At 74.6% G+C, this 22297-nt stretch carries 17 protein-coding genes; 9 read left to right on the top strand and 8 right to left on the bottom strand.

Translation table 11 applies throughout. The features are described 5' to 3' along the window. Positions 1-218: 218 nt before the first annotated feature. On the top strand, positions 219-707 hold the full coding sequence (locus AB5J51_RS32125; protein ID WP_369779214.1) for a hypothetical protein: 489 nt from the start codon (positions 219-221) through the stop codon (positions 705-707). A gap of 106 nt (positions 708-813) precedes the next feature. Here the strand turns inward: AB5J51_RS32125 and AB5J51_RS32120 are convergent, their stop codons facing one another. The 4 genes from AB5J51_RS32120 to AB5J51_RS32105 form a co-directional block, all read right to left on the bottom strand. Next, complete coding sequence (locus AB5J51_RS32120; protein WP_369779213.1) at positions 814-5517, bottom strand: hypothetical protein; 4704 nt, start codon at positions 5515-5517, stop codon at positions 814-816. Between the two features lie 76 nt (positions 5518-5593). Beyond that, entirely contained in the window at positions 5594-6496 is a 903-nt protein-coding gene (locus tag AB5J51_RS32115; protein WP_030303380.1) for a hypothetical protein, read from the bottom strand. Further along, on the bottom strand, positions 6493-6615 hold the full coding sequence (locus tag AB5J51_RS32110) for a hypothetical protein (RefSeq protein ID WP_267887526.1): 123 nt from the start codon (positions 6613-6615) through the stop codon (positions 6493-6495). Before AB5J51_RS32110 ends, AB5J51_RS32115 begins: the two co-directional genes overlap by 4 nt. Beyond that, complete coding sequence (locus AB5J51_RS32105) at positions 6612-8117, bottom strand: hypothetical protein (RefSeq protein WP_369779212.1); 1506 nt, start codon at positions 8115-8117, stop codon at positions 6612-6614. Before AB5J51_RS32105 ends, AB5J51_RS32110 begins: the two co-directional genes overlap by 4 nt. A 174-nt stretch (positions 8118-8291) precedes the next feature. On the opposite strand from AB5J51_RS32105, the gene AB5J51_RS32100 reads away from it, so the two are divergent. The 3 genes from AB5J51_RS32100 to AB5J51_RS32090 are packed head-to-tail and all read left to right on the top strand — an operon-like array spanning position 8292 to position 10530. Next, the gene (locus AB5J51_RS32100; protein WP_369780346.1) at positions 8292-9050 is read left to right on the top strand and encodes a LamB/YcsF family protein; all 759 of its coding nucleotides are present in this window, start codon (positions 8292-8294) and stop codon (positions 9048-9050) included. Next, entirely contained in the window at positions 9047-9664 is a 618-nt protein-coding gene (locus tag AB5J51_RS32095; protein ID WP_369779211.1) for an allophanate hydrolase subunit 1, read from the top strand. Before AB5J51_RS32100 ends, AB5J51_RS32095 begins: the two co-directional genes overlap by 4 nt. Then, entirely contained in the window at positions 9661-10530 is an 870-nt protein-coding gene (locus AB5J51_RS32090; protein ID WP_053790311.1) for a biotin-dependent carboxyltransferase family protein, read from the top strand. The genes AB5J51_RS32095 and AB5J51_RS32090 overlap by 4 nt, the downstream gene beginning before the upstream one ends. Positions 10531-12477: 1947 nt before the next feature. On the opposite strand, the gene AB5J51_RS32085 is transcribed toward AB5J51_RS32090, so the two are convergent. After that, a complete protein-coding gene (locus tag AB5J51_RS32085) occupies positions 12478-13875 on the bottom strand; it encodes a HEAT repeat domain-containing protein (RefSeq protein ID WP_133898620.1) in 1398 nt (465 codons plus the stop codon). 343 nt (positions 13876-14218) lie between these two features. Continuing rightward, positions 14219-14641, bottom strand: a complete 423-nt coding sequence (locus AB5J51_RS32080) for an ankyrin repeat domain-containing protein (RefSeq protein WP_053789513.1) — start codon at positions 14639-14641, stop codon at positions 14219-14221. Between the two features lie 332 nt (positions 14642-14973). On the opposite strand from AB5J51_RS32080, the gene AB5J51_RS32075 reads away from it, so the two are divergent. Continuing rightward, positions 14974-15168 (top strand): hypothetical protein, encoded by a 195-nt coding sequence (locus AB5J51_RS32075; protein ID WP_030162614.1) that lies wholly within the window; start codon positions 14974-14976, stop codon positions 15166-15168. 76 nt (positions 15169-15244) lie between these two features. Further along, positions 15245-16912: a hypothetical protein gene (locus tag AB5J51_RS32070; RefSeq protein ID WP_369779209.1), complete on the top strand. Its 1668-nt coding sequence runs from the start codon at positions 15245-15247 to the stop codon at positions 16910-16912. Positions 16913-16946: 34 nt separating this feature from the next. Here the strand turns inward: AB5J51_RS32070 and AB5J51_RS32065 are convergent, their stop codons facing one another. Further along, a complete protein-coding gene (locus AB5J51_RS32065; protein WP_369779208.1) occupies positions 16947-18449 on the bottom strand; it encodes a PLP-dependent aminotransferase family protein in 1503 nt (500 codons plus the stop codon). 182 nt (positions 18450-18631) lie between these two features. On the opposite strand from AB5J51_RS32065, the gene AB5J51_RS32060 reads away from it, so the two are divergent. From AB5J51_RS32060 to AB5J51_RS32050, 3 genes are all read left to right on the top strand, one after another. Continuing rightward, on the top strand, positions 18632-19402 hold the full coding sequence (locus tag AB5J51_RS32060; protein ID WP_053789516.1) for a glycerophosphodiester phosphodiesterase family protein: 771 nt from the start codon (positions 18632-18634) through the stop codon (positions 19400-19402). A 67-nt stretch (positions 19403-19469) separates the two neighbouring features. Then, positions 19470-20852, top strand: a complete 1383-nt coding sequence (locus AB5J51_RS32055; protein WP_369779207.1) for an MFS transporter — start codon at positions 19470-19472, stop codon at positions 20850-20852. 323 nt (positions 20853-21175) lie between these two features. Further along, positions 21176-21550 carry an RNA polymerase-binding protein RbpA gene (locus AB5J51_RS32050; protein ID WP_007262928.1) on the top strand — a complete coding sequence of 125 codons (375 nt, stop codon included), beginning with the start codon at positions 21176-21178 and terminating at the stop codon, positions 21548-21550. Positions 21551-21671: 121 nt separating this feature from the next. Here the strand turns inward: AB5J51_RS32050 and fxsA are convergent, their stop codons facing one another. Continuing rightward, positions 21672-22247, bottom strand: coding sequence for an FxsA family membrane protein (gene fxsA, locus AB5J51_RS32045; RefSeq protein ID WP_369779206.1), 576 nt, complete (start codon positions 22245-22247; stop codon positions 21672-21674). Positions 22248-22297: the final 50 nt, after the last annotated feature.

The following is a 22297-nucleotide window of genomic DNA, read 5'->3' as shown; positions in this document are numbered from 1 at the left end:
GGGCGTAGATCACGAGTTGTCCGACACATCCGGTCAAGAGCGGCCCGTTATGTGGCAGATGACACTTGGTGGGGTGTGAGTTCCCGCAACCTGATGGATGGCTGGAATTCTTCGTTCCGGGCTGGGCAGGTGCTGGGGAAGAGTCCGGGATACGGGAATCTCTCGACGGCGTCGAACGTCTACCTGTTCGAGGGGATTCGTCGGGGTGGGAGCGTGCGATGGGGATGTACGAGGACACCGGCACGGCGGTGGGCGCGGCGGGGCGGTCGCTGTGGGAGGAAGAGCCGGCCCGGCGGCGCAGGATGCCGGACCCGGTGCGGGACGCGGCGGTGCGGGCGGTGCTGATCGTGGCCGTCACGCTGACCGGGGCGACGGTCACCTTCTTCCTCACGCTCACCGGCTCCTGGCTGGCCCTGCCGATGGGGATCGGCGCGATAGCCGGGACGGTCGTGGCCACCTGGGGCGTGCTGGACGTGCTGATCACCCGGCAGATGTGGAACCAGCGGTACGGGGTGGTGTCGGTGCCGAGCAGCACGGCTCGGGACCGCCGTCGCGAGCGGCGCCGGGCGAACCGCGAGGCCCGTGCGGAGGCGGTCGGCGGGGCGGACCGAATACGGCGGAGCGGCGCGGGCCCGGGCGCCCGGCCGGCCGTGTGGCCGCCTCCGGGCGCGGACAGGCGCTATCAGGCGAGTTCGGGCCGGGGCTGACGTACGGGCGCCCCTGCGGGCCCTCGGCGGGGCGGTGGGAGCCCCGCCGGGGCCCGGCGGGCCGGGCCGGCGTACGGCCGGCCCGCCGGGGGCTCCCGGGCTGCGGTCAGGAACCGACCGTGGAGCGGCGGAACATGCGGGTCGCCGTGATCTCGCCGTGGATGGTCTCCTCCTCCGGGGACTGCTGGGGCAGGCCCGGGCGCAGGTGCTCCTCGACGCTGATGTACTTCAGGCCCGCCCGCAGGTCCGCGTCGTTGCGCAGCCGGATGACCAGCGGGAACTCGGCGAGGGCCGTGGTGTCGAAGAGGCCGGTCGTGTAGAGCAGCTGGACGCCGAGCGCGTCGGAGACGGCTCGCTGGAGTTCCAGCAGGTACGTGGCGTTCGCGCGGCCGATCGGGTTGTCGAGGAACAGCGTGCCCGCGTGGCGGTGCTTGTCGCGGCCGCGGTCGTTGCTGCGCAGCGCCGCCATCGTGCAGTACAGGGCGATCGCGGCGGTCAGCAGCTGGCCGCCGGAGAAGACGTCGCCCATCTGCCCGACCGGCACGCGCTCGGCGCGCAGCACCGCGTCCGGCTTGAGGATCTCGACCGAGATGCCCTTGGGTTCCAGGGCGGCCTGGACTCCGCGCAGCAGCAGGGACATGCCGTCGCGGCGGCCCTCGCCGAAGGAGGCGCTGCTGTTCTTCTTCACGGCCGCGCGGGTGGCCTCGTCGATGACCTCACCGAGGCGCTCCGTGAGGGTGGCCTGGTCCGGTTCCTCGAAGCGGATGCGCAGGAACTCCTGGCCCGACCACTCCCCCAGCCCCTCGGGGAGCTGGGAGAGCCGCTGGGCGGAGCGCAGCGTGGCCAGGGCGGACTCCACCAGTCCGCGCAGCCGGTCGACGATGCTGTCGCGGTTGCGTTCCAGCTGGGCCAGCTCGTCGGTGAGGACGCGCAGCCGGGGCGCGAAGGCCGCCGCCCAGGCCGCGGCGTGCTCGGGCAGGGCGGAGGCGGGCAGTTCGCGGATCTGCTGGCGCGCAGGGGTGCGTACCTGCTCGTAGCGGTTGGCGTTGGCGTGGCGGACCAGGATGTCGCTCGCCTCGCGCACCGCCGCCTCGGCGGCCGAGAGGTCGGCGGCGCAGCCGCGCAGGGAGCGGCGGGCCTCGGCTGCGGACTGCCGGGCCTCCTCCAGCGTGCCCGGGTGCGCCGCCGGCTCCTGCTCGTCGTCCTGGTGGGCGTGGTCGCGCAGCAGGTCCCGCAGCATCGCCGCGGTCTCGTCGAAGCCTCCGGCGCCGTCCTCGGCTGTGCGGTGGGCACGCAGCAGGTCGGCGTGGGCGGCCCGGGCGGTCTCCACGGCCGCTGTGTGCGCGGCGAGCTGGGCGGTGGCGGTGCGCAGGAGGGCCTGGGCCTGCTCCACGTCGCCGGGGATCAGCTCCTCGGGCAGGTCGGTGTGCGCCTCGCCCTCGGTGGGGGCGTGCCGTTCTGCCTCGCCGCGCAGCCGGCCGAGCTGCTCGCTGGCCGCCTGCGCACGGGTCTCCAGCATCTGCACGAGGGACTCGGCGCGGGCCGCGGCGGCCTGGCGGGAGGGCCCGTCGGCGCCATCGGTGCCTTCGAGGAGCTGGGCGGCGCGGGTGCGGACCTTGTTGGTCAGGCGGTCGAGCTCGGCGAGGGCGGCGCTCTCGTCGCTCTCGGCGCGGGCCTGCTCGGCACGCAGGTCGGCGCCGACGCCGACCTTCTCGTACAGCCGGGAGGCGGCCCGGTAGGCCTCGCGGAGGTCGGGCAGCGGCGCCTTGGCCGTGCCGTCGTCCTCGGGCAGGGCCTCGGGGGCGCCGGCGATCTCGGCACGCTCGGCGCGCAGCGCGCGGGCGGTACGGCGGGCGTCGTCGGCGGCGCGCTGGGCTGCGCGGCGGTCCTCGTCGGCCGCGCGGGCCCGGTCCAGGCAGACCTCGGCGCGGGCCTCGGACTCGGCGGCCTCGTCGGCGAGTTCGCGGACCTTGACCTGCCAGCCGGCGCGCTCGCGCAGGCGGAAGGCGAGCCCCGCGAGGGCGTCGGCGGCGCGGCGGGCCCGCTGGGCGGTGTCCTGGCGTTCGTCGCGGACGCGGGCGGCGTCGGCGGCGGCCTCGTCGGCCTCGGCGCGTACGGTACGGGCCTCCGCCAGCTCGGCGTCGGCCTCCTCGGCGAACGCACGGGCGGCCTCGGCCTGCTGCGCCAGCTCGGCGAGGCGGCCGGGCGGGCAGCCGGTGCGCCAGGAGGCGAGGCGGGCGGCGAGTTCACGGTCCCCGGCGAGGCGGGCGGCCAGGTCGCGGATCTCGGTGTCGCGGGCGGTGGCGCGGGTGCGCAGCGCCTGGCGCTCCTCGTCGGCGGCGTGCTCGTCGTGCATGGCCGGGTTGGGCGGGACGAGGAAGACCCCGGTGTCGGAGTGATCGGCGGGCGGCACGGGCGCCAGCAGTGCGGCGGCCGTACCGACGGCCACGGTGGAGCGGGGCAGCAGGGCGGCCGCGGAGAGGACCTCGCGGGCCCGGGAGTGGGTGTCGGGGTCGGTGATGACGACGCCGTCGACGAGCTCGGGGCGGGCGGCGAGGACGGCGGCGTGGTCGGCGGGGTCCACGGACTGCGCGAGGTAGCGCCAGCCGGGCAGGGCCGGGATGCCGTGTTCGCCGAGGTACTCGACGGTGGCGAGGACGTCGGGGCCGGGCGGCAGCAGTCCGCCGTCGCCGAGCGCGCCGAGGATCCGGGCGTCGTCGGCGGCGGCGGTGCGCAGCTCGAACAACTGCCGCTCGGCCGCCCCGACTCCGCGGGTGAGCAGTTCGCGCAGTTCGTCGGCGTTCCGGTCGAGGTCCTCGACGGTCAGCCCATCGCCTCCGGCGGTTGCGGTCGGGGCCGGTCCGTCACCGGTGGAGCCGGGCCCGGCACCGGCCGGGCCGGGCTGCGCGCCGGACGCGGCGCCCGGCGTGCCCGTACGCGGGTGGGGGAGGAAGGTTTCGGGGATCGGCGGGAGGCCCAGGAGTTCCGCCAGGCGGGGGGAGGCGGCGAGGGAGGCGGCCGCCCGGTGCTCGGCTGCGTGCGCCGCCTCGGCCGCATCGGCGGCGTCCGCGGCCCGCGCGGCGGTGAGTTCGGCCCGCGACTCCGCGGCGGCGGCCTCGCGGGCGGCGTCGGCGGCGCTACGCGCGGCCTCGCGGGACTCGTCCCAGGCGGCCACGGCGGTCTTCTCTGCGTCACTGGCGGCGAGGGCCGCGCGCGCCGGGTCCGCGTCGGGCGCCGAGTCGTCGAGCCAGCCGGCCCGGACGGCCTCGGCGGTCTCCTGCTCAACCTCGGCGAGCCGCGCCCGCAGGTGTTCGGCCTCGCTGCGGGCGCGCTGGGCTGCCGTGGCGGCTGCGGTGGCATCGCGGTGGGCGGCCTCGCCCGCCTCCTGGAGGCTGGCGGACCGCTCCTCCTCCTCGTTGGCGACCCGCTCCCCGTCGTCGGCGGCGGTGTGCAGGGCCCGTACGAGCGCGGCGGCGGCCGTGGCACGGGCGGCCAGCGCCGGAGCCGCGTCCCGCTCGGCCTCCAGGATCGCCGCGGCGACCCGGGCGGAGCGGTCGGACGCGGCGCGGTGGCGCAGCACGATCTCGGCGGCCTGCCACGCGGAGTGCAGGGTGCGTGCTTCGAGGAGCTCGCGGCGCTGGGCGGCGGCGGCCTTGTCGGCGACGGTCAGCGCCAGCGAGGCGTGCCGGTAGGCGAGTTCGGCGGAGATGGCGGCGCTGCGGGAGCGCGCGGACTCGGCGGAGGTGACCCCGTCGGCGGCGCCGGTGACCCGCTGCGCGAGGTCGGCGGCGCGGCCGCGCTCCTCGGCGGCGCGGGCGGAAAGCCGCCGGGCGAGGGTCCGCGTACGGCGCTCGGCGCCCGCGTGGACGTCGCGGAGCCGGGAGCGGGCCTCGGCGGCTTCGACGATCTTGGTGAGCAGGTCCACCGAGCCGGCGGTGAAGTCCCGTTCGGCCATCAGCTCGGCGCGGCGGCCGAGCTTGTTGCCGAAGCCGTGCACCAGGTCGGCGAGGCCGTCGGTGTCGCGGGTGTCGGTGACGGCGCGCAGCAGCAGGTCGGTGAAGTCGGAGTCCTTCTTGACCGCGAAGAGGCCGGCGGCCTCGCCCTCGTCGGCGTTCATCTCGCGCTGGTAGCGGAAGAGTTCGGGGTCGAGGCCGAGTTCGGTGAGGTGCTCGTTCCAGCGGTCGTGGATCTCCTCGAAGCACACCTCGAGGTGCGGGTACGCCTTGCCGGCCTCGGTGAGGGCGTCGCGGAAGCCCTTCATCGTGCGGCGCCGGCCCTGGGCGCCGGAGGCGCCTTCGACGGGCGGGCGGACGGCGGTGGCCTCGGCGACGGGGAGGTTGTCCAGGCTCAGGCCCGGCCCGGGGCGGAAGGAGTACCAGGCCTCGGCGAACTTGCGCGGGTCGTTGGAGACCTGGCGGCCGCGCCACTCGCTGACCTTGCCGACGACGACGCACTCGCCGGTCTGGGTGTGCTGCCACTCCAGGGCCACGTGCCCGCAGTCGTCGGCGAGCAGGAACTTGCGCAGGACGCCGGAGCTGGCGCCGCCGAGGGTGTTGCGGTGGCCGGGCAGCATCACCGAGAAGATCAGCTTGAGCAGGACGGACTTGCCGCCGCCGTTCTCCAGGAAGAGCACGCCGGCGGGCGCCGGGCGGCGCGGCGGGCCGGTGGGCTCGTCCTCGAAGAACTCCGCCTGGGCGGGTGCCGGGTGGGGCACCGGCTCGCCGACTCCGCGCAGGTCGAGCACGGTGTCGGCGTAGCGCGCACCGGCGGGCCCGATGGAGTAGAGGCGGATCCGGGACAGCTCGTACATGGCGGCGGACTCTCGTTGTTTCTCGGTGTGTCTCGGTACGTAGGGCAGGTCGGGCGGCGGTGCTCGGCGGCGGGCCTCAGGCGTGGAAGGGCAGTCCGGCGTCGGCGGCGAGCTCCAGGTCGTCGCCCTCGGGCGGCGGGAGGAGGCTGGCGGAGCCGTCGCTGACGGGGACCACGCCGAGTTCCAGGAGCTCGGCCATGGCCGCGCTGCCCGCCATGTCGCGGACCTGGAGCTGGTAGCGGGGGGTGGTGCGGTAGGTGCCGCCGGCGTCGTCGCCGGTGCGCTGGAGGAACCCGGAGTCGGTGAGGAAGGCGGCGGCCTTGCCGACGATGCCCGTGGTGGAGCCGGCGAGGCGGCGCGCGTCCTTGGTGGCGCCGGTCGCACTGCGGCGGGCGTAGACGCGCCAGGCGGCCTCGAGGCCGGGGGCGCCGGTGGCCGGGTCGGTGTTCTCGCCGAGCTCCTCGGCGCGCTCCTCGAGGCGGCGGCAGGTCTGCCGGACGAACGCGTCGACGCCGTTGACGGTGACGCGGCCGATGTAGCCGTCGTCGGCGAGGTCCTCGGGCCGCGGGAAGGCGAGGGCGGCGACGGCGAGGTGGGCGAGGCCGTGCAGGAAGCGGTCGGCGGAGTCGGCGGTGGTGCGGCGGGCGTAGTCGCCCATCCGGACGGCGAAGACGGAGTCCTCGCCGGCGGCGACGGCCATGCCGGCGCGCGGGGACACCTCGAGGACGACGAGGCCGAGGCCGGTGGCGACGGCGTCGGCGAGACGCCCGAAGGCCGGGTCCTCACGGTAGCGGCGCAGCAGTTCGGCGTACTCGGCGTCGCGGGCCGGGAGGAGCTTGGGCTGCAGCCCGAAGGCGACGAGCCGTGCCGCGTCCGCGGCGTCGGCGGGGGTGACGGACCCTCCGGGGGCGGGCGCGACGGGAGCCGACGGCGCGTCGGGCTCGCTCCACGCGGGGTTCTCGGCGTGGTGGTCGCTCACGGGTGGATCTCCTCGGCGGTGGGGTGGTCGTGATGTACGGCGGCGGGGCGCCCGGCGGTCGGACCGGCGGCGACGCCGGTCCGCGGGCGCGGGCGGCGGCCCGGGCGGACGGCGGTCATGCCGCCTCCGTGCGGTCCGCGGTCATCGCGGCCGCGTCCAGGAGGGCCGTGCCGACGATCAGGTCCGCGCCGCCGAACTCGGGGTCGTCGAGCTCCGTGCCGTCGTCCACCGCGAAGAGCAGCCGCTCCTCGCCCTGCCGGTACGCCGTGCCGACCGCCGGGCTCGCCGCGTGGACGGCCAGCAGGGCCACCAGGTACGGCAGGTCCGGGTCGCTGCGCCGGGCCTGCGCGAGCAGCCCGGACAGGCGGCGCGGGGCGTCGTGCGGCAGGTCCAGGAGCTCCATCGCGGCGGCCAGCTGCTCCTCGCTGAAGCGGCTGTCGTCGGGGGTCGCGATGAGGTCCGGCTCCGGCATCTCCGCGCCGAGGTGCTCGCGCTCCACCGGCGGCGTCAGCAGTATCTCGACGAGGTCGGCGACGCGCACGGAGACGGGCGTGCGCAAGCCCGCGCCCGCGGCGAAGAAGGCGTCGGTGACCCGTCCGGCCTGCGCGACCGGCAGCGGCAGGATCGGGGCGACGAGCTGCCCGTACAGGTCGATCCCCGAGCGCGGGGAAGGCGCCGCGAAGGCCTGCCGGTCCTGTTCGGCACGGAACAGCGGGCCCGCGTCCAGCAGTCGCGACTGGAGCTGGGTGTGGCGGCGGATGCAGTCCTTGACGATGTCGACGAGCTCGGCGGCGCGCCGCTTGTTCTCCGGCTCTTCCGCCTCGTCGCGCGCCCGGCGGATGTTCGTGAGGATCGCGTTCTCGTGCCGGTAGCGGTCGGCGACATGGTCGAGGGCCTCCTCGATCATGTCGGGCACGGACTGCAGCCAGTCCACCGCCCGGACGTTGCGCCGGGTCGCGTCCAGCGTGCGGCGCAGCGTCTCGGCGTACTGGACCGTGCGGTACCGGGCCTGCTCGGCGGCGAGCTGGGCGTCCGCCAGGCGGCCCCGGCTGATCAGGACCTCCAGCTTCACCTCGGCGGCGATCTGCGCGCTGGTGACGTCCGTGTCGAGGGCGCCGACCAGCACGTTGACGGCTTCGTCCGTCGTACGGAGGTAGACCGCGCCGCCGTAGCCGGGGACCTCTTCGATCAGCTTGAAGTCGTAGTCCCGCCGTACGTACACCCCGTCGGGGCCGAACGTGCCGTAGATCGCCCGGAAGCCCCGGTCCACGCTGCCGACGTTGATCAGGTTCTCCAGCACCCAGCGGGCCACCCGCTCGTGCTCGGCGGCCGGTCGGTGTGGTGCCTGCGCGGCGATGCGCGGCAGCAGCCGGGCCACTATCTGCTCGTGGTCGGCGCCGGTGTCGAAGTCCATGTTGAGCGTGACCAGGTCGATCGCGGCGAGCGCGACCTCCGCCATCGCGTAGATCCCGTACTCGCCGGCGAGATTGGCCTTGCGTACGTCGAGGTCGTGCAGCGGGGCGGTGCAGGCGAGCGCGCGCAGCCGCCGGGCCAGGCCCTCGTCGGCGGCCGGGCCCGGCGCCGGGGACGGAAGGGTCTTCGCCGGGGCAGGGAGAGTCACGGACAAAGACTAGGCGCTGACACGGACAACATCCCAAACGGCATGGTTCGGCCGGATCGGTCCCGGGCACCCGCAGGCGTGGCACCGGACGTCCCACCGAACGCGCGGCCGAACCCCGTCACCGCCGTGCGGGCGCTGTTCTACGCTCACCGCATGGCTGCCATGATCACACCTCTGATCGATCTCAACGCCGACCTCGGCGAGGGCTTCGGGCGCTGGACGCTGACCGACGACGAGGCCCTGCTGTCCGTCGTCACCAGCGCCAACGTGGCCTGCGGTTTCCACGCCGGGGACCCGTCCATCATGCGCCGGGTCTGCGAGCTGGCCGCGGAGCGGGGCGTACGGATCGGCGCGCAGGTCTCGTACCGGGATCTGGCGGGCTTCGGGCGGCGCTCCATGGACGTGCCCGCGGGCGAGCTGGCCGACGAGGTGGCGTACCAGATCGGGGCACTGGAGGTCTTCGCACGGGCGGCCGGCTCCCGGGTGTCGTACGTGAAACCGCACGGTGCGCTGTACAACCGCACGGTCCACGACGCCGGCCAGGCGGGCGCCGTCGTCGCCGGCGTGCGGACGGCCGCCGGGGCCGGCGACCTGCCGGTGCTCGGCCTGCCGGGCTCGCTGCTGCTGGCCGCCGCCGAGGCGGCGGGCCTCACGGCCGTACCGGAGGCGTTCGCCGACCGGGCGTACACGCCGGCCGGGACGCTGGTGCCGCGCAGCGAGCCGGGGGCGGTGCTGCACGACCCGGACGCCGTGGTCGCCCGCGCGGTCGGGATGGCGACCGAGGGCGCGGTGACGGCCGCCGACGGCTCCCGGGTGGCACTGGAGGCGCGCTCGCTGTGCCTGCACGGGGACACCCCGGGGGCGGCGCAGCTCGCCCTGCGGGTCCGCGAGGCGCTGGGCGCGGCCGGCGTCCGGGTGGAGGCCTTCGCGTGAGGCCGCTGGTGGTGGGCGGTGAGGCGCTGCTGATGGAGCTGGACTCGGCGGCGGAGGTGGCCGCGCTCCACGCGGAGCTGCTGCGGCGGCGGGACGCGGGCGAGCTGGGAGCCGTACGGGACGTCGTGCCGGCCGCACGGACCGTGCTGCTGGACGGCGTGCGCGAGCCGCGTGCGCTGGCAGAACGGATCGCGCGCTGGGAGGTTCCGCCGCTCGCGGAGGCCGAGGGGCCCCTGGTCACCGTCCCGGTGCGGTACGACGGCCCGGACCTGGCGGAGGCGGCCCGGCTGTGGGGGGTCGCGGAGCGGGAGGTGGCGGGCATCGTCGGGGGGACGGTGTTCCGGGTGGCTTTCTGCGGGTTCGCCCCGGGATTCGGATACCTGACGGGGCTGCCGGAGCGCTACCACCTGCCGCGGCGGGCCACGCCCCGTACGGCCGTCCCGGCGGGCTCGCTGGCGCTGGCGGGCGAGTACGCGGGGGTGTACCCGCGCTCCTCCCCCGGCGGCTGGCAGCTGATCGGGAGCACGGACGCGGTGCTGTGGGATCCGGAGCGGGAACCGGCGGCACTGTTCGCGCCGGGGGTACGGGTGCGGTTCGAGGAGGTGGCGGGGTGAGCGGTGCTGCGCTGGAGGTGCTCCGGGCGGGGGCGCTGACCACCGTCCAGGACCTGGGGCGGCCCGGGTACGCGCATCTGGGGGTGCCCAGGTCCGGCGCGCTGGACACGGGGGCGCACGGCCTGGCCAACCGGCTGCTGGGCAACCCGCCGGAGGCTGCCGCGCTGGAGACCACCCTGGACGGGGTCGGCCTGCGGGCGCTGACGCCCGTGACCGTGGCGGTCACGGGCGCTCCCTGTGCGGTACGGGTGTCCGGCCGGGCGGTGGCCTGGGGAGCCCCGGTCCGGCTCCGGGCCGGGGCGGAGCTGGAGGTGGGCCGGGCGGAGTCGGGGGTGCGCAGCTACGTCGCGGTGCGGGGAGGCTTCGCCGTACCGCCGGTCCTGGGCAGTCGCTCGACGGACCTGCTGTCGGGGCTGGGGCCGGCCGTCCTGTCGGCCGGGACAAAGCTGCCGGTGGGTCCGCCCGGGCCGGATCCGGTCAGCGGGGCGGATGCGCTGCGGGTGCCGGGGGCGCCGACCGAGCTGGTGCTGCCGTTGCGGCTGGGGCCGCGGGCGGACTGGTTCGAGCCGGCTTCGCTCGCGGCCCTGTGGCGCGCGGAGTTCCGGGTCTCGTCGGAGTCGAACCGCATCGGACTGCGCACCGAGGCCGGGGCCCCGCTGATCCGCAGCCGCGGCGGTGAACTCCCGAGCGAGGGCATGGTGCTGGGCGCGGTCCAGGTCCCCCCGGACGGCCTGCCGGTGGTGTTCCTGGCCGACCACCCGGTGACGGGCGGCTACCCGGTCGTAGGCGTGGTCCCCCCGGGCCCACCCCTGAACGCAGCAGCCCAGGCCAGACCGGGGGTGGGGGTCAGGTTCGTGCGGGGGTAGGGGGAGGGGCAGGCGGGGGGGGGCGGGGGCGGGGGCGCCGCGCTCGGCGCCGGGGGCGCCGGTCGGGAGGGCGGGGGCGGGGTCTGAGCAAGCGGCGTCGGGGGCGCCGGTCGGGAGGGCGGGGGGCGGGTCCACGCGCTCGGCGCCGAAAGGCTCGATCGGGACGCCGAGGGCGGGGTCCGTGCATTCGGCAGCAGGCGAGCGGATCGGGAGGACGGGGGTGGGGCTCGTGTTCTCGGCGTCGGTGAGGCGAGCGGGGGCCTGGGGAGGCGGGGCGGGTTCTGAGCTGAGCGGCGTCGGAGACATTTGCCGGGATGTCGGGGGGCGGGGTCTGTGTGAGCGGTGTCGGTGTGTGTCCGGGGGCGTCCCGTCAGTCCACTGTCCTTCCGTGTCGTGCCGGTCCCTCAAGGGCGCTCCTCCTTCGTCGTCGCGTCGCTTCGCGATGGCCTTCGGCCACCCTTGACCGACCGACCCGCCCCGGAATGCCATAAGACTGCCGGGAAGCCCCCGAAGGAATGGCCGGGGGGTTCGGATACGGATGAGGGCCCCTCAGAGATGCCGAGCAGGGGCCCCTGTCCATCCGCACCCCATTCCCCGGGACCACCGAGGTGGAGCGGGATGGGGCCAGGGGGAGGCCACAGTCCCCTAAAGGGCCCAAAGGAAGCCCTTTCCGGACCCAGGCAGGGTCAACCTGCACCAGACAGCGGCCAGATGACCATGCCGGGAGGTGTGGGCCCGCAGGCGCCCCAGATCGCTACGCGCTCCTCCCGGCTTGGCGGCTGACGGCCGTCTGGGGCTGGGCATAGGCCGCCCAGACGCCTCGGTGGGCGGGTTTTCGGGCGTCTGCGAGCCGTTCGGGGCGAAAAGCGGGCCAGACGGAGTCTGGTGGCGGATTTCTCAACCTCTCACTCCGACAAGCGCCCGTTCACGTCTCAACTGGGCGTCAAAACGGGACAAACAACCCGCAGTCGCATCCCATGCCGGACCGTGCCGGCCGTGGGCGGCCTATGCCCAACCCCAGACGGCCGGCGGACGCCGAGAGATGAGGAGCGCGTAGCGATCTGGGGCGTCTACGGACCAACTCCTACCGACAGGGGGATCTGGCCGCTGTCTGGTGCGGGTTGACCCTGCCTGGGTCCGGAAAGGGCTTCATCTGGGCCCTTGAGGGAGGCGTTCCCCTCCCCGCGGCCCGGCACCGGCCTGGATCGGTGGTCCTGGTCGCCTGGGTGCGGATGGACAGGGGCCGCCGGTCAGCATCTCTGATCGGGGCCAATCGGAACATGAACCCCCCGGCCATTCCTTCGGGGGCTTCCCGGCAGTCTTATGGCATTCCGGGGCGGGTCGGTCGGTCAAGGGTGGCCGAAGGCCATCGCGAAGCGACGCGACGACGAAGGAGGAGCGCCCTTGACGGGCCGGCACGACACGGAAGGACAGTGGACTGACGGGACACCCCCGGACACACACCGACACCGAGTTCGCGAACCCCGCCCCCTGGCCCCCGATCCACTGTCCTGATGCCGAGGGCGCGAACCCCGCCCCTGGCCCCCGATCCGCTCCCCCGACTCCGATTGCGCGGCCCTGCCCCGACGACGTCCCGATCCGCTCTCCCGGTGCCAATGCGCGAACCCGCCCCCGGCGTCCCCATCCGCGGCCCCGACCCCGCTCGCGCGGCCGCCGGCGTCCCGGCCCGCCCTCCGGTGCCGAGTCCGATGGGCCCCGCCCCCGGCCATCCCGTCGGCTCCTCCGACGCGCCACACGTCCGCCCCCGGCATCCCGCCCGGCCTTCTGCGCCGAGTCCGATGGGCCCCCCGGCATCCCGTCGGCTCCTCCGACGCCAAGTGCCCAGGGCCACCCCCGGCATCCCGCCCGGCCTCCGACGCCGAGCGCCCCCGGCCGCCCCGGTTCCCGCCGCCCGCCGTCCCCGCCCCCAGGCCGGCACCCCCCGCCCTACACCGCCGACTCCGGCGCGATGCGGCTGCGGACGGCCGACTGGACGTCCTCTTCCTCCGCCGGGTCCGACGCCAGCCTGCGGAGCCTCGGCGCTACGCGGGCGTCCGCCGTTTCCGCGTGGCGGGCCGCCACCTCGCGGGTGGTCTCCTCGCAGTCCCAGAGGCATTCGACGGCGAAGCCGGCCGCGAAGGACGGGTCCGTGCTGGCCAGGGCGCGCGCCGCGCGCCCGCGCAGGTGGGACGAGGCCGTCTCGCGGTAGATGTGGCGCAGCACCGGTGCCGCGCAGCCGATGGAGAGCCGGCCCGCCCCGTCGACCAGGGCGAACAGCCGCTGGGCGTCCGGGCCCGAGCCGCGGACGGTGGAGCGGAGGGCGCCCAGGACGAGTCCGGTGTCCTCGGCTGCGCCCCGGGCGGCCAGGAGGGCGGCTGCGGCCGCGCCCAGCGCGTCGGGGCGGTGGACCCACTGCCGGGCCCGGTCGACGGCCGCGGGGCCGCACATGCGCTCGTAGGCGGCCACGGCGGGCTCGTCCCCGGCGGCTTCGATGAGGTCCAGCACGGCCGGGTTCTCCGGCTCGGCGAGGACCAGGTGGTGCAGGGCGGTGGCCCGGGCGGCCTCGCCCGCGGCGCCGGCGGCGGCGGCGAGGATCGCGGAGCGGTCCTCGGGTGCGGCGACGGCGGCGAGACAGCGTGCGGCGGGCACGTGCAGCGGGGTGCCGCGGCGCAGCCCGTCGGCGGCCCAGTCGAAGACGGCCTGTACGCCCCAGCCGGGCCGGGGGCCGTTCGGGGTGAGCTGGCGCTGCCAGCGGTCGAAGGAGCCTTGCTGGCGGGCTGCGCGCAGGCGGTCGCCGTACTCCGGTGACTCTTCCCACAGGCACCACGGCCGGGGCTCGTACGCGTCGCGGACGGCGGCGGCCAGCCGCGCCTCGCCCTCGGCGGTGGCCGGGAATCTGGCGAGGACGGGCGTGGCGAGGCTGCGCAGCCCCTCGTCGTCGTCGCGCAGGGCGAGCTCGTCGAGGGCCCAGGCCCAGTTGGCGCCGGAGGCGGCGTAGCGGCGCAGCAGCATGAGCGCGTCGTCGCGGCCGTACGAGGCCAGGTGGCCCAGGACGGACAGGGCGAGTCCGGTCCGGTGGTCCGTGTCGTCGACGAGGTCGTCGGCGCTGAAGAGGTGGCTCTCGATCTCGCCGAGGGGGCCGTCGAGGTCCAGGTACAGGCGTGCGTAGTACAGCGAGCGGTTCTCGACCTGCCAGTCCTGGCGCGGATCGCTGACCACGCACTGGTTGAGGGCCGCGAGGGCCTCCGTGCGGGGCGCCGCAAGGGCGTGCAGCGTGCCGTCGCCGCGGCCCCGCTGGAGGAGCCCGAGCAGGGTGCCGCTTGGCGCTATGACTGGTTCGAACATGGGAATGGCCTCAAATCAAGCTGGGGACGCAACCGGGAATCGGGATTCACAGGGCCGCGTAACAGCATGTGAGGACGTTCGCCGTCATGTTCCGCTCGATGTAGACCATTGCCTTCTCACTCTCGTCGGTGCTTCGCGACCGGGACGGCCGGTCTGCGCAGGGGGTGGGTACGGACACCCTTCGTGTCCTGCCCGCTCCTGCCCGTCCGCCGTGTTCGCAAATCGAATCCGACGCCATGATGACCCAGCCGGTTTGTGCACCGCGACCACATTTACGGCTGCCGTGATCAACCCGTGAGGTGGCGGACCGGTCGGACCGTGCCAGGTCACGGGCAAAAACGGACTAGTTGGCTCCGAAGAGTTCCAGCAGGTCCGCCTTGGCGAACATGCGGGCGGTGTCCACGGCGGAGGGGGTTCCGGCCGTCGGGTCCGCGCCTCCGGCGAGCAGGGCGCGGATGACGGCTTCCTCGCCCTTGAAGACGGCGCCGGCGAGCGGGGTCTGGCCGCGGTCATTGGCGCGGTCGGCCTCGGCGCCGCGGGCCAGCAGGGCCGTGACGGTGGCGGCGTGGCCGTGGTACGCGGCCAGCATGACGAGGGTGTCACCGCGGTCGTTGGTGAGGTTGGCCGGTACTCCGGCGTCGAGGTACGCGGTGAGCGTCTCGGTCTCGCCCTGGCGGGCGAGGTCGAAGATCTTGGTGGCCAGTTCGATGACGTCCTCGTCGGGAGCGCCCTGGGAGCCGCCCTCGGTGGGCTCGTGCTCGCTCATCTGTCGTACCGCCTTTCACTCGCTGTCGGCATGAGGTTCCCCAGTCCGGCGGGCAGGGGGGCGTACGGCGCTGCGGCCGTACGGGTGAATCGCCAGGGTAGCGCCCGGACCTGCACATACGGGGGCCGGACCGAGGCAAGGATCCCCGTCGGCACTGGTGGGGGCCGGGCCGGTCCGGTTGGCCCCGCTCGGCGCCGGACGCGCCAGCGGGGCTGCGCCGGTCAAGTGAAAAAAGCCCACATTCACCCGTATGCACCTTTTATCGCATTGATACTTCCTGTGAGCCTGGAACAACTGATGGTGACTGTCCCCACCCACCAGGAGAACCTCTCATGATCCTGTCCATCTCAGGCGTCGTCCTGCTCGGCATCATCGCCTTCCTCTTCTTCAAGAAGGACGGGATGAAGCTGTCCCACGCGTTCGTCTGTGCGCTGTTCGGCTTCTTCCTCGCCGGCTCCGCCATCGCGCCGAGCATCACGGCGAGCACCGCGAGCCTCGCGAGCCTGCTCGGCGGGATCAAGTTGTAGGGGGTGCCCGGCGGATCAGGCCCTCCCCGCCCCCCGACCGCACCGTCCCGCTCCACGACAACTCCAGGAGACGCCCGTGGCCCGGCGCCCACTCCCCCGCATCCTCAGCAGCGGCACCACGTCGCTGGCCCGGGGCCGCGACCTTGCTCGCACGGCCGCCGACAGCGCCACGGACGTCCTCCATCCGCTCCTCGTCATCGGGCGCGGCCTGCGCGTCCTGGCCTCGGCCGGGCGGCGCAAGTGGACGCAGACCCCCAGGGACAAGCGTGGTCCCGCGCTGTTCCTGGGAGCCGCCTGCGTCCTCGTGGTCGCGCTCGTCCCGTACGGGCCCCTCGTCGCCCTGATCACCCTGATGGCGGCGGCGGCCTGGCAGGGGCGCGACCGGACCCCGGTGAAGACCGGGCCCAGCGACGCCGAGACCGAACGGCTCGGCTCCCTCTACGAGGCCCTCGTCCCGTACTTCTCCACCCCCGAGGACCCCAGCCCGCTCTTCGCCCACGGCGGGGAGTGGGACAAGGCGTTCAGCGACTACGCCTTCGACGACGCGGGCCGCATCACCCGGCTCCGGATCCGCTACCCCGCCTACTTCACCGACGCCGAGGCCGCCTCGCGGGCCCGGATCGAGGCCCTGCTGCACGCCAAGTCCGGGCGCGGCCGGGAGTACCTCTTCGACTGGGACGAGGAGGGCAACCAGCTCGACCTGACGGTGCTCACGGCGCTGCCGACGGGCATCGCCGCCCAGCCGTTCGTCACCTCTCCCGGCGAGACCGTGCTCGGCTTCACCGATGCCGGCAGTGTGCAGCGCACCCTGCCGGTCCTGGAGGACGACCAGCCGCGCGACGTGCCGCCGGTGATCTGGCGCACCGGCCCCCGCTCCACCGAGCCGCACCTGCTGGCCGTCGGCCAGCCCGGCAGCGGCACCTCGACCCTGCTGCGCTCGATCGCCCTGCAGGCCCTGCAGCACGGGGGCGAGGTGCTGGTCGTCGAGGGCGGCGGCAGCGGGGAGTTCTCCTGCCTGTCCGGGCGTACGGGCGTGCTGGCCGTGGAGTGCGGTCCGGCCGGGGCGCTGGCCACCCTGGAGTGGGCCGCGCGCGAGACCGAACGGCGGCTGATCGCCACGCACCGGGCCCGCGAGGCCGGCCGCCCCGCGCCCGAGGACACCCGGCGGCCGCTGTGGATCCTGCTGGACCGGCCCAGCGTGCTCGCGCACCTCGCGGCGGCCGACGGGAGCCCCGACCCCCTCGCCCGGCTCCAGGTGCCGCTGCGGCACGGGCGCACCGCGCACATCACGGTCGTGGTGGCCGAGCAGTTCGACCACCTGGAGCTGCTGAACGACGCCGTCTGGCAGCACACCCGGGCCCGGGTCGTGCTGGGGGCCGCCGCGATCCAGCAGATCACCGACGTGCTGGGACTGCCGCCGCACACCACCCCGACGGCCCAGGTGCCTCCGGGGCGCGGGTACGCGCGGCTCGGCGCGGGTCCCGTGCACCGCTTGCAGGTGCCCGCCACGCCGGACCCGTACGACGACGCCACGCACCCGGCGCACCGCCATGCGGTGCAGGAGCTGCTGCCCGGCCGGCAGCTGCCGGCCCCGGGCGTGCCGGGCCGCGTGACGCTGTCGAAGCCGCTGCACATCGTGCAGCCGCCGGCCCGGGCGCAGGATCCGTCGGCCGACGCCGAGGAGGCCGAGGAGGCCCCGGCCGAGGCCCCGCCGGCGCGCGGCCCCTGGCCCGTCGGCCCCTGAGCCCTGAACCGCCGGGTCCGCCGTCCCCCGGGTCCTACGCGACGAACGTGCGCGGGGGTTCGGCGCCGCTGCCGCCCGCGCCCGTGCCGACCAGGCGGGCGGCCGCCGCGAGGCGGACCGCGGCCTCCTCGGCCACGGGCCCGCCGACGGTGAACGGCAGCCGGACGTAGCCCTCGAAGGCCCCGTCGACGCCGAACCGCGGCCCCGAGGGGACCCGTACGCCGACCCGCTCCCCCACCTCGGCCAGCCGGGATCCGGACAGGCCGCCGGCGCGGGCCCACAGGGTCAGCCCGCCCTGCGGCACCTCGAACTCCCAGTCGGGCAGCTCCCGGCGCACCGCGGCGACCAGCGCGTCCCGGTTCTCGCGGGCCTGGTCGCGGCGGATCTCCACGGCCTCCGCCCAGCCGCCGGTCCGCATCAGCCAGTTGACCGCGAGCTGCTCGAGCACCGGTGTGCCGAGGTCGGCGTACGCGCGCGCCGCGACCAGGCTGCGGATGACGTCGGGTGCCGCGCGGACCCAGCCGATCCGCATGCCGGCCCAGAAGGCCTTGCTGGCGGAGCCGACGGTGATCACGGTGGAGCCGGACGGGTCGAAGGAGCAGACCGGGCGGGGCATCTCCAGCGCCGGGTCCAGCTGGAGCTCGGCCATGGTCTCGTCGGCGACGAGTACGGTGCCGGCCGAGCGGGCGGCCTCCACCATGGCGCGGCGCTGCTCGTCCGAGGCCAGCGCGCCGGTGGGGTTGTGGAAGTCGGCGACGACGTAGGCGAGGCGGGGCGCGGCGTCGCGCAGTACCTGGCGCCACACGGTCATGTCCCAGCCGGCCAGGCCGTCGGCCATCGCGACGGGCACGAGCCGGACGCCGGCGGCGCGCATGAGCTGGAGGATGTTGGCGTAGGAGGGGGATTCGACGGCGATCCGCTCTCCGCGGCCGGCGAAGAGGCTGCAGATGGCGTCGATGGCGCCCATCGCGCCGGTGGTGACCATGATCTGCTCGGGCATCGTGGGGATGCCGCGCTCGGTGTAGCGGTCGGCGAGCATCCCCCGCAGGGCGGGCAGCCCGGCGGGGTAGTCCCCGTGGGTGTGCGCGTACGGGGGGAGCTCTTCGAGGGCGCCCTGTACGGCCTTGGTGAGCCAGGGCTCGGGGGCCGGGAGCGCGGCGCAGCCGAGGTCGATCATCGAGCCGAGGGACTCGGGCGGCAGCGGTTCCAGCCCCCGGGCGGGCAGCGGGTTCCCGGCCGGTACGGAGGTCCAGCTGCCGGCGCCGCGCCGGGACTCCAGGAAGCCCTCCCCGCGCAGGGCCTCGTACGCGGCGGCGACGGTGGTGCGGGAGAGGGAGAGGGAGACGGCGAGCTCCCGTTCGGCGGGCAGCCGGGCGGCGACGGGGACGCGGCCTTCGAGGACGAGCAGCCGGATGCCGTCGGCGAGGTTGCGGTAGGCGGGCAGCTTCCGCGCCCCGGGGACACCGGGCCGCTCCTGCTGGGAGGTGATGAGACGGGCGAGCTGTGCGGCACCCACCGCCGAGGTCCACTCTGCCATGCTGTCCGGTCCACCTTCATCGAATTGGCCCCGCCCGCTGGCGGGCGCGGCCGGTATTGGATTGCTTCCGCCCCCACAGCCTGTCACGCCGCGGTCCACCCGGGCCAGGGGCGGTGCGGCGTTCACCACGCAGCCATCCGGCCGCTCCCTCCCCGCCGGTGACACCGTGCATACTGCGGCGGGTGACGCACGTACGCCTTCGCCATCCGTATCTGGACCACCCCGCTCCGATCCCCTTCGCGCATCGGGGAGGTGCCGCGGACGGGCTGGAGAACACCGCCGCGGCCTTCCGGCGGGCCGCCGATGCGGGCTACCGGTACTTCGAGACCGATGTGCACGCCACCGCCGACGGGAAGCTCGTCGCGTTCCACGACTCCACGCTCGACCGGGTCACCGACGGGCAGGGCCGGATCGCCGAGCTGACCTGGAGCAAGGTCCGCGAGGTCCGGGTGGCGGGCACCGAGCCGCTGCCGCTGTTCGAGGAGCTCCTGGAGGAGTTCCCCGACGCCCGCTGGAACATCGACGTCAAGTCCGAGTCGGCCCTGCATCCCCTGGTCAATCTGATCGCCCGGGCGGGCGTCTGGGACCGGGTGTGCGTGGGCTCCTTCTCGGAGAGCCGGGTGGCCCGCGCCCAGAAGATCGCCGGACCCCGGCTGGCGACCTCGTACGGGGTGCGCGGGGTGCTCGGGCTGCGGCTGCGCTCGTACGCGATCCCGGCGGCGCTGCGGGTCGGGGCGGTGGCGGCGCAGGTTCCGGAGACGCAGGCGGGCATCCGTGTGGTCGACCGGCGGTTCGTGCGCACGGCGCACGAGCGGGGACTCCAGGTGCACGTCTGGACCGTGAACGAACCGGAACGTATGGAGGCTCTCCTTGACCTGGGAGTCGATGGCATCATGACCGACCGGATCGACATCTTGCGCACGGTGCTGGACCGCCGCGGGGCCTGGGCCTGACGGGCCCGTACGGCCGCCGTGCGGATCCGGTGGGCCGTGCGGTACGGGGACCAGCGAGGGGGCACCTATGAGTGCGCAGACCATGGACGAAGCGGAACCGGGGGCCGAGGACGGCAGAGCCGGCGCGGCCGCGCGCAAGCGCGAGCAGCGGGGCTGGTACTTCTACGACTTCGCGGTCTCGGTGTACTCGGCGAGCGTGCTGACCGTGTTCCTCGGGCCCTACCTGACCTCGGTGGCGGAGGCCGCCGCGAAGGCGCAGGGCACCCCCGGGTTCGTGCACCCGTTGGGCATCCCGGTGCGGGTCGGGTCGTTCTTCGCCTACTCGGTCTCGGCGTCGGTGATCCTCGCCCTGCTGCTCATGCCGCTGGTGGGGGCCGTCGCCGACCGGACCGGCCGGAAGAAGCCGCTGCTCGCGGTGGCGGCGTACACGGGCGCGGCGGCCACCGCCGGAATGTTCTTCCTGGGCGGCGAGCGCTACCTGCTGGGCGGACTGCTGCTGATCGTGGCGAACGCCGCGCTCTCGGTCTCGATGGTGCTCTACAACGCCTACCTGCCGCAGATCTCCACGCCGGACGAGCGGGACGCGGTGTCCTCGCGGGGCTGGGCCTTCGGCTACACGGCGGGCTCGCTGATGCTCGTGGTCAACCTGGTGCTCTACCTGGGCCACGACTCCTTCGGGCTCAGCGAGGGCGAAGCGGTACGGATCTGCCTGGCGTCGGCGGGCCTGTGGTGGGGAGCCTTCGCGATCGTCCCGCTGCGCCGGCTGCGGGACCGCGCCGTGGCGCGGGAGCCCGGGGCGGCACCGGCCGTGAGTGGCTGGAAGCAGCTCGTCGCCACGCTGAAGGACATGCGGCGCTACCCGCTGACCCTGTCGTTCCTGCTCGCCTATCTGATCTACAACGACGGCGTGCAGACGGTGATCTCGCAGGCCTCGATCTACGGCAAGCAGGAGCTCGAGCTCGAGCAGTCCACGCTGATCGCGGCGGTGCTGCTGGTGCAGGTGCTGGCCGTGGCGGGCGCTCTGGGCATGGGCCGGCTGGCCGTGATCTACGGCGCGAAGCGGACGATCCTCGGCTCGCTGGCGGCGTGGGCGCTGACGCTGGCGGCGGGGTACTTCCTGCCGGCCCGGACGCCGGTGTGGTTCTTCGCCCTCGCCTCGATGATCGGGCTGGTGCTGGGCGGCAGCCAGGCGCTGTCGCGCTCGCTGTTCTCGCACCTGGTGCCGGCGGGCAAGGAGGCCGAGTACTTCTCCGCGTACGAGATGAGCGATCGCGGGCTGAGCTGGATCGGACCGCTGGTGTTCGGCCTGACGTACCAGGTCACGGGCAGCTACCGGGACGCGATCATCTCGTTGGTGGTGTTCTTCGCACTGGGTTTCGTGCTGCTGGCACGGGTGCCGGTGCGGCGCGCGGTGGAGGCGGCGGGCAATCCTGTTCCCGAGCGGATCTGAGCGGATCCGGCGGGCGCTCCGGCAGCGGATCCGGCCCGGATCTTCATACGAATTCCGAACGGATTTCGACGTTGAAGCGAAGGGCCGGTAGTGTACGCCTTTGGCCTGCCAGCGGGACCGTTACTGCGCGCTGAAGAAGTGAAGACGTTGGGTGACATCTGCTGCCAGATGTGACAAAACGGGCACTGGTGGGTACAACAAGGGGCGGCACGACGGGCGACGCATCACCCGGAGCGGGAATCTATACCGCCGACCGGACGTTGACCGGATGACGACGACAGCGACACCTGTCCTGTGGGCGACAAGCCCGGGAGGCACGATTCATGAGTGAGCGAGCTCTCCGCGGTACGCGGCTCGTGGTTACCAGCTACGAGACGGACCGCGGCATCGATCTGGCCCCGCGCCAGGCGGTGGAGTACGCATGCCAGAACGGACATCGATTTGAGATGCCGTTCTCGGTTGAGGCAGAGATTCCGCCGGAGTGGGAGTGCAAGGCGTGCGGCGCCATGGCACTCCTGGTGGACGGGGACGGGCCCGAAGAGAAGAAGGGCAAGCCTGCGCGAACGCACTGGGACATGCTCATGGAGCGGCGCACCCGCGAGGAACTGGAGGAAGTGCTGGCCGAGAGGCTGGCGGTCCTGCGTTCCGGCGCCATGAACATTGCCGTGCATCCGCGGGACAGCCGCAAGTCCGCCTGACAGCCGGACACGGAGAACGAAGCCGAGGGCCCCTGCCACGAACTGTGGCAGGGGCCCTCGGCTTCGTTGCGTCTACGGCCCGGCTGCGCCGGATGCCGGTACGGCCTGTGCCGTACGGGGCTCAGGGCGCCAGCGGCGGCCGGTACCCGGCGTCCGGGCCGGGCTGCCGGGGCTCGTCCTCGCGGATGACCTCGCCCTGGACGACCTTGCCGTCGGGGTAGTGGATGCGGGCCTGCTGGAAGGCGTCGCCGAAACTGCCGGCCGGGGCCGTGGCCATCTTGCGCTCCAGGGAGCCCGCGACCCGGCGGCCGATCCACGCCCGGACGGGCGGGAGCAGGCAGAGCAGACCGACCACGTCGGAGACGAGTCCCGGCAGGATCAGGAGCAGGCCGGCCAGCATCGTGAGGCCGTTGCCGCTGCCCGGCTGCTGCGGGGTGGGCTGCTGCCCCTGCTGAGCCTGCTGGAAGGTGGTCGTCAGGTTCTTGAAGGCGCGCCGCCCGGCCCGCTTGATGACCACGACGCCGAGCACGATTCCACCCGCGAGCAGCGCGGCGACGGTCAGCCCGCCGGCCGTGCCGGCGACCAGGCTGAGCAGCCAGATCTCCAGGACCAGCCAGGCGGCGACCGCCAGGGGGAGGAACGTGCGGGCGCGCGAACGCCGCCGGGGGGCCGTCGAGAGGGGAACGCCGGTCGTCATGACACCCAGTGTGCCTGGGGCGGCGTAAAAGCGACCTCAGCCGGAGGTAC

The sequence above is a fragment of the Streptomyces sp. R33 genome, assembly GCF_041200175.1.
GTDB classification, from domain to species: domain Bacteria; phylum Actinomycetota; class Actinomycetes; order Streptomycetales; family Streptomycetaceae; genus Streptomyces; species Streptomyces katrae_B.
Note: the sequence above shows the minus strand (reverse complement) of the source record. Positions and strands in the feature narration are given on the sequence as shown.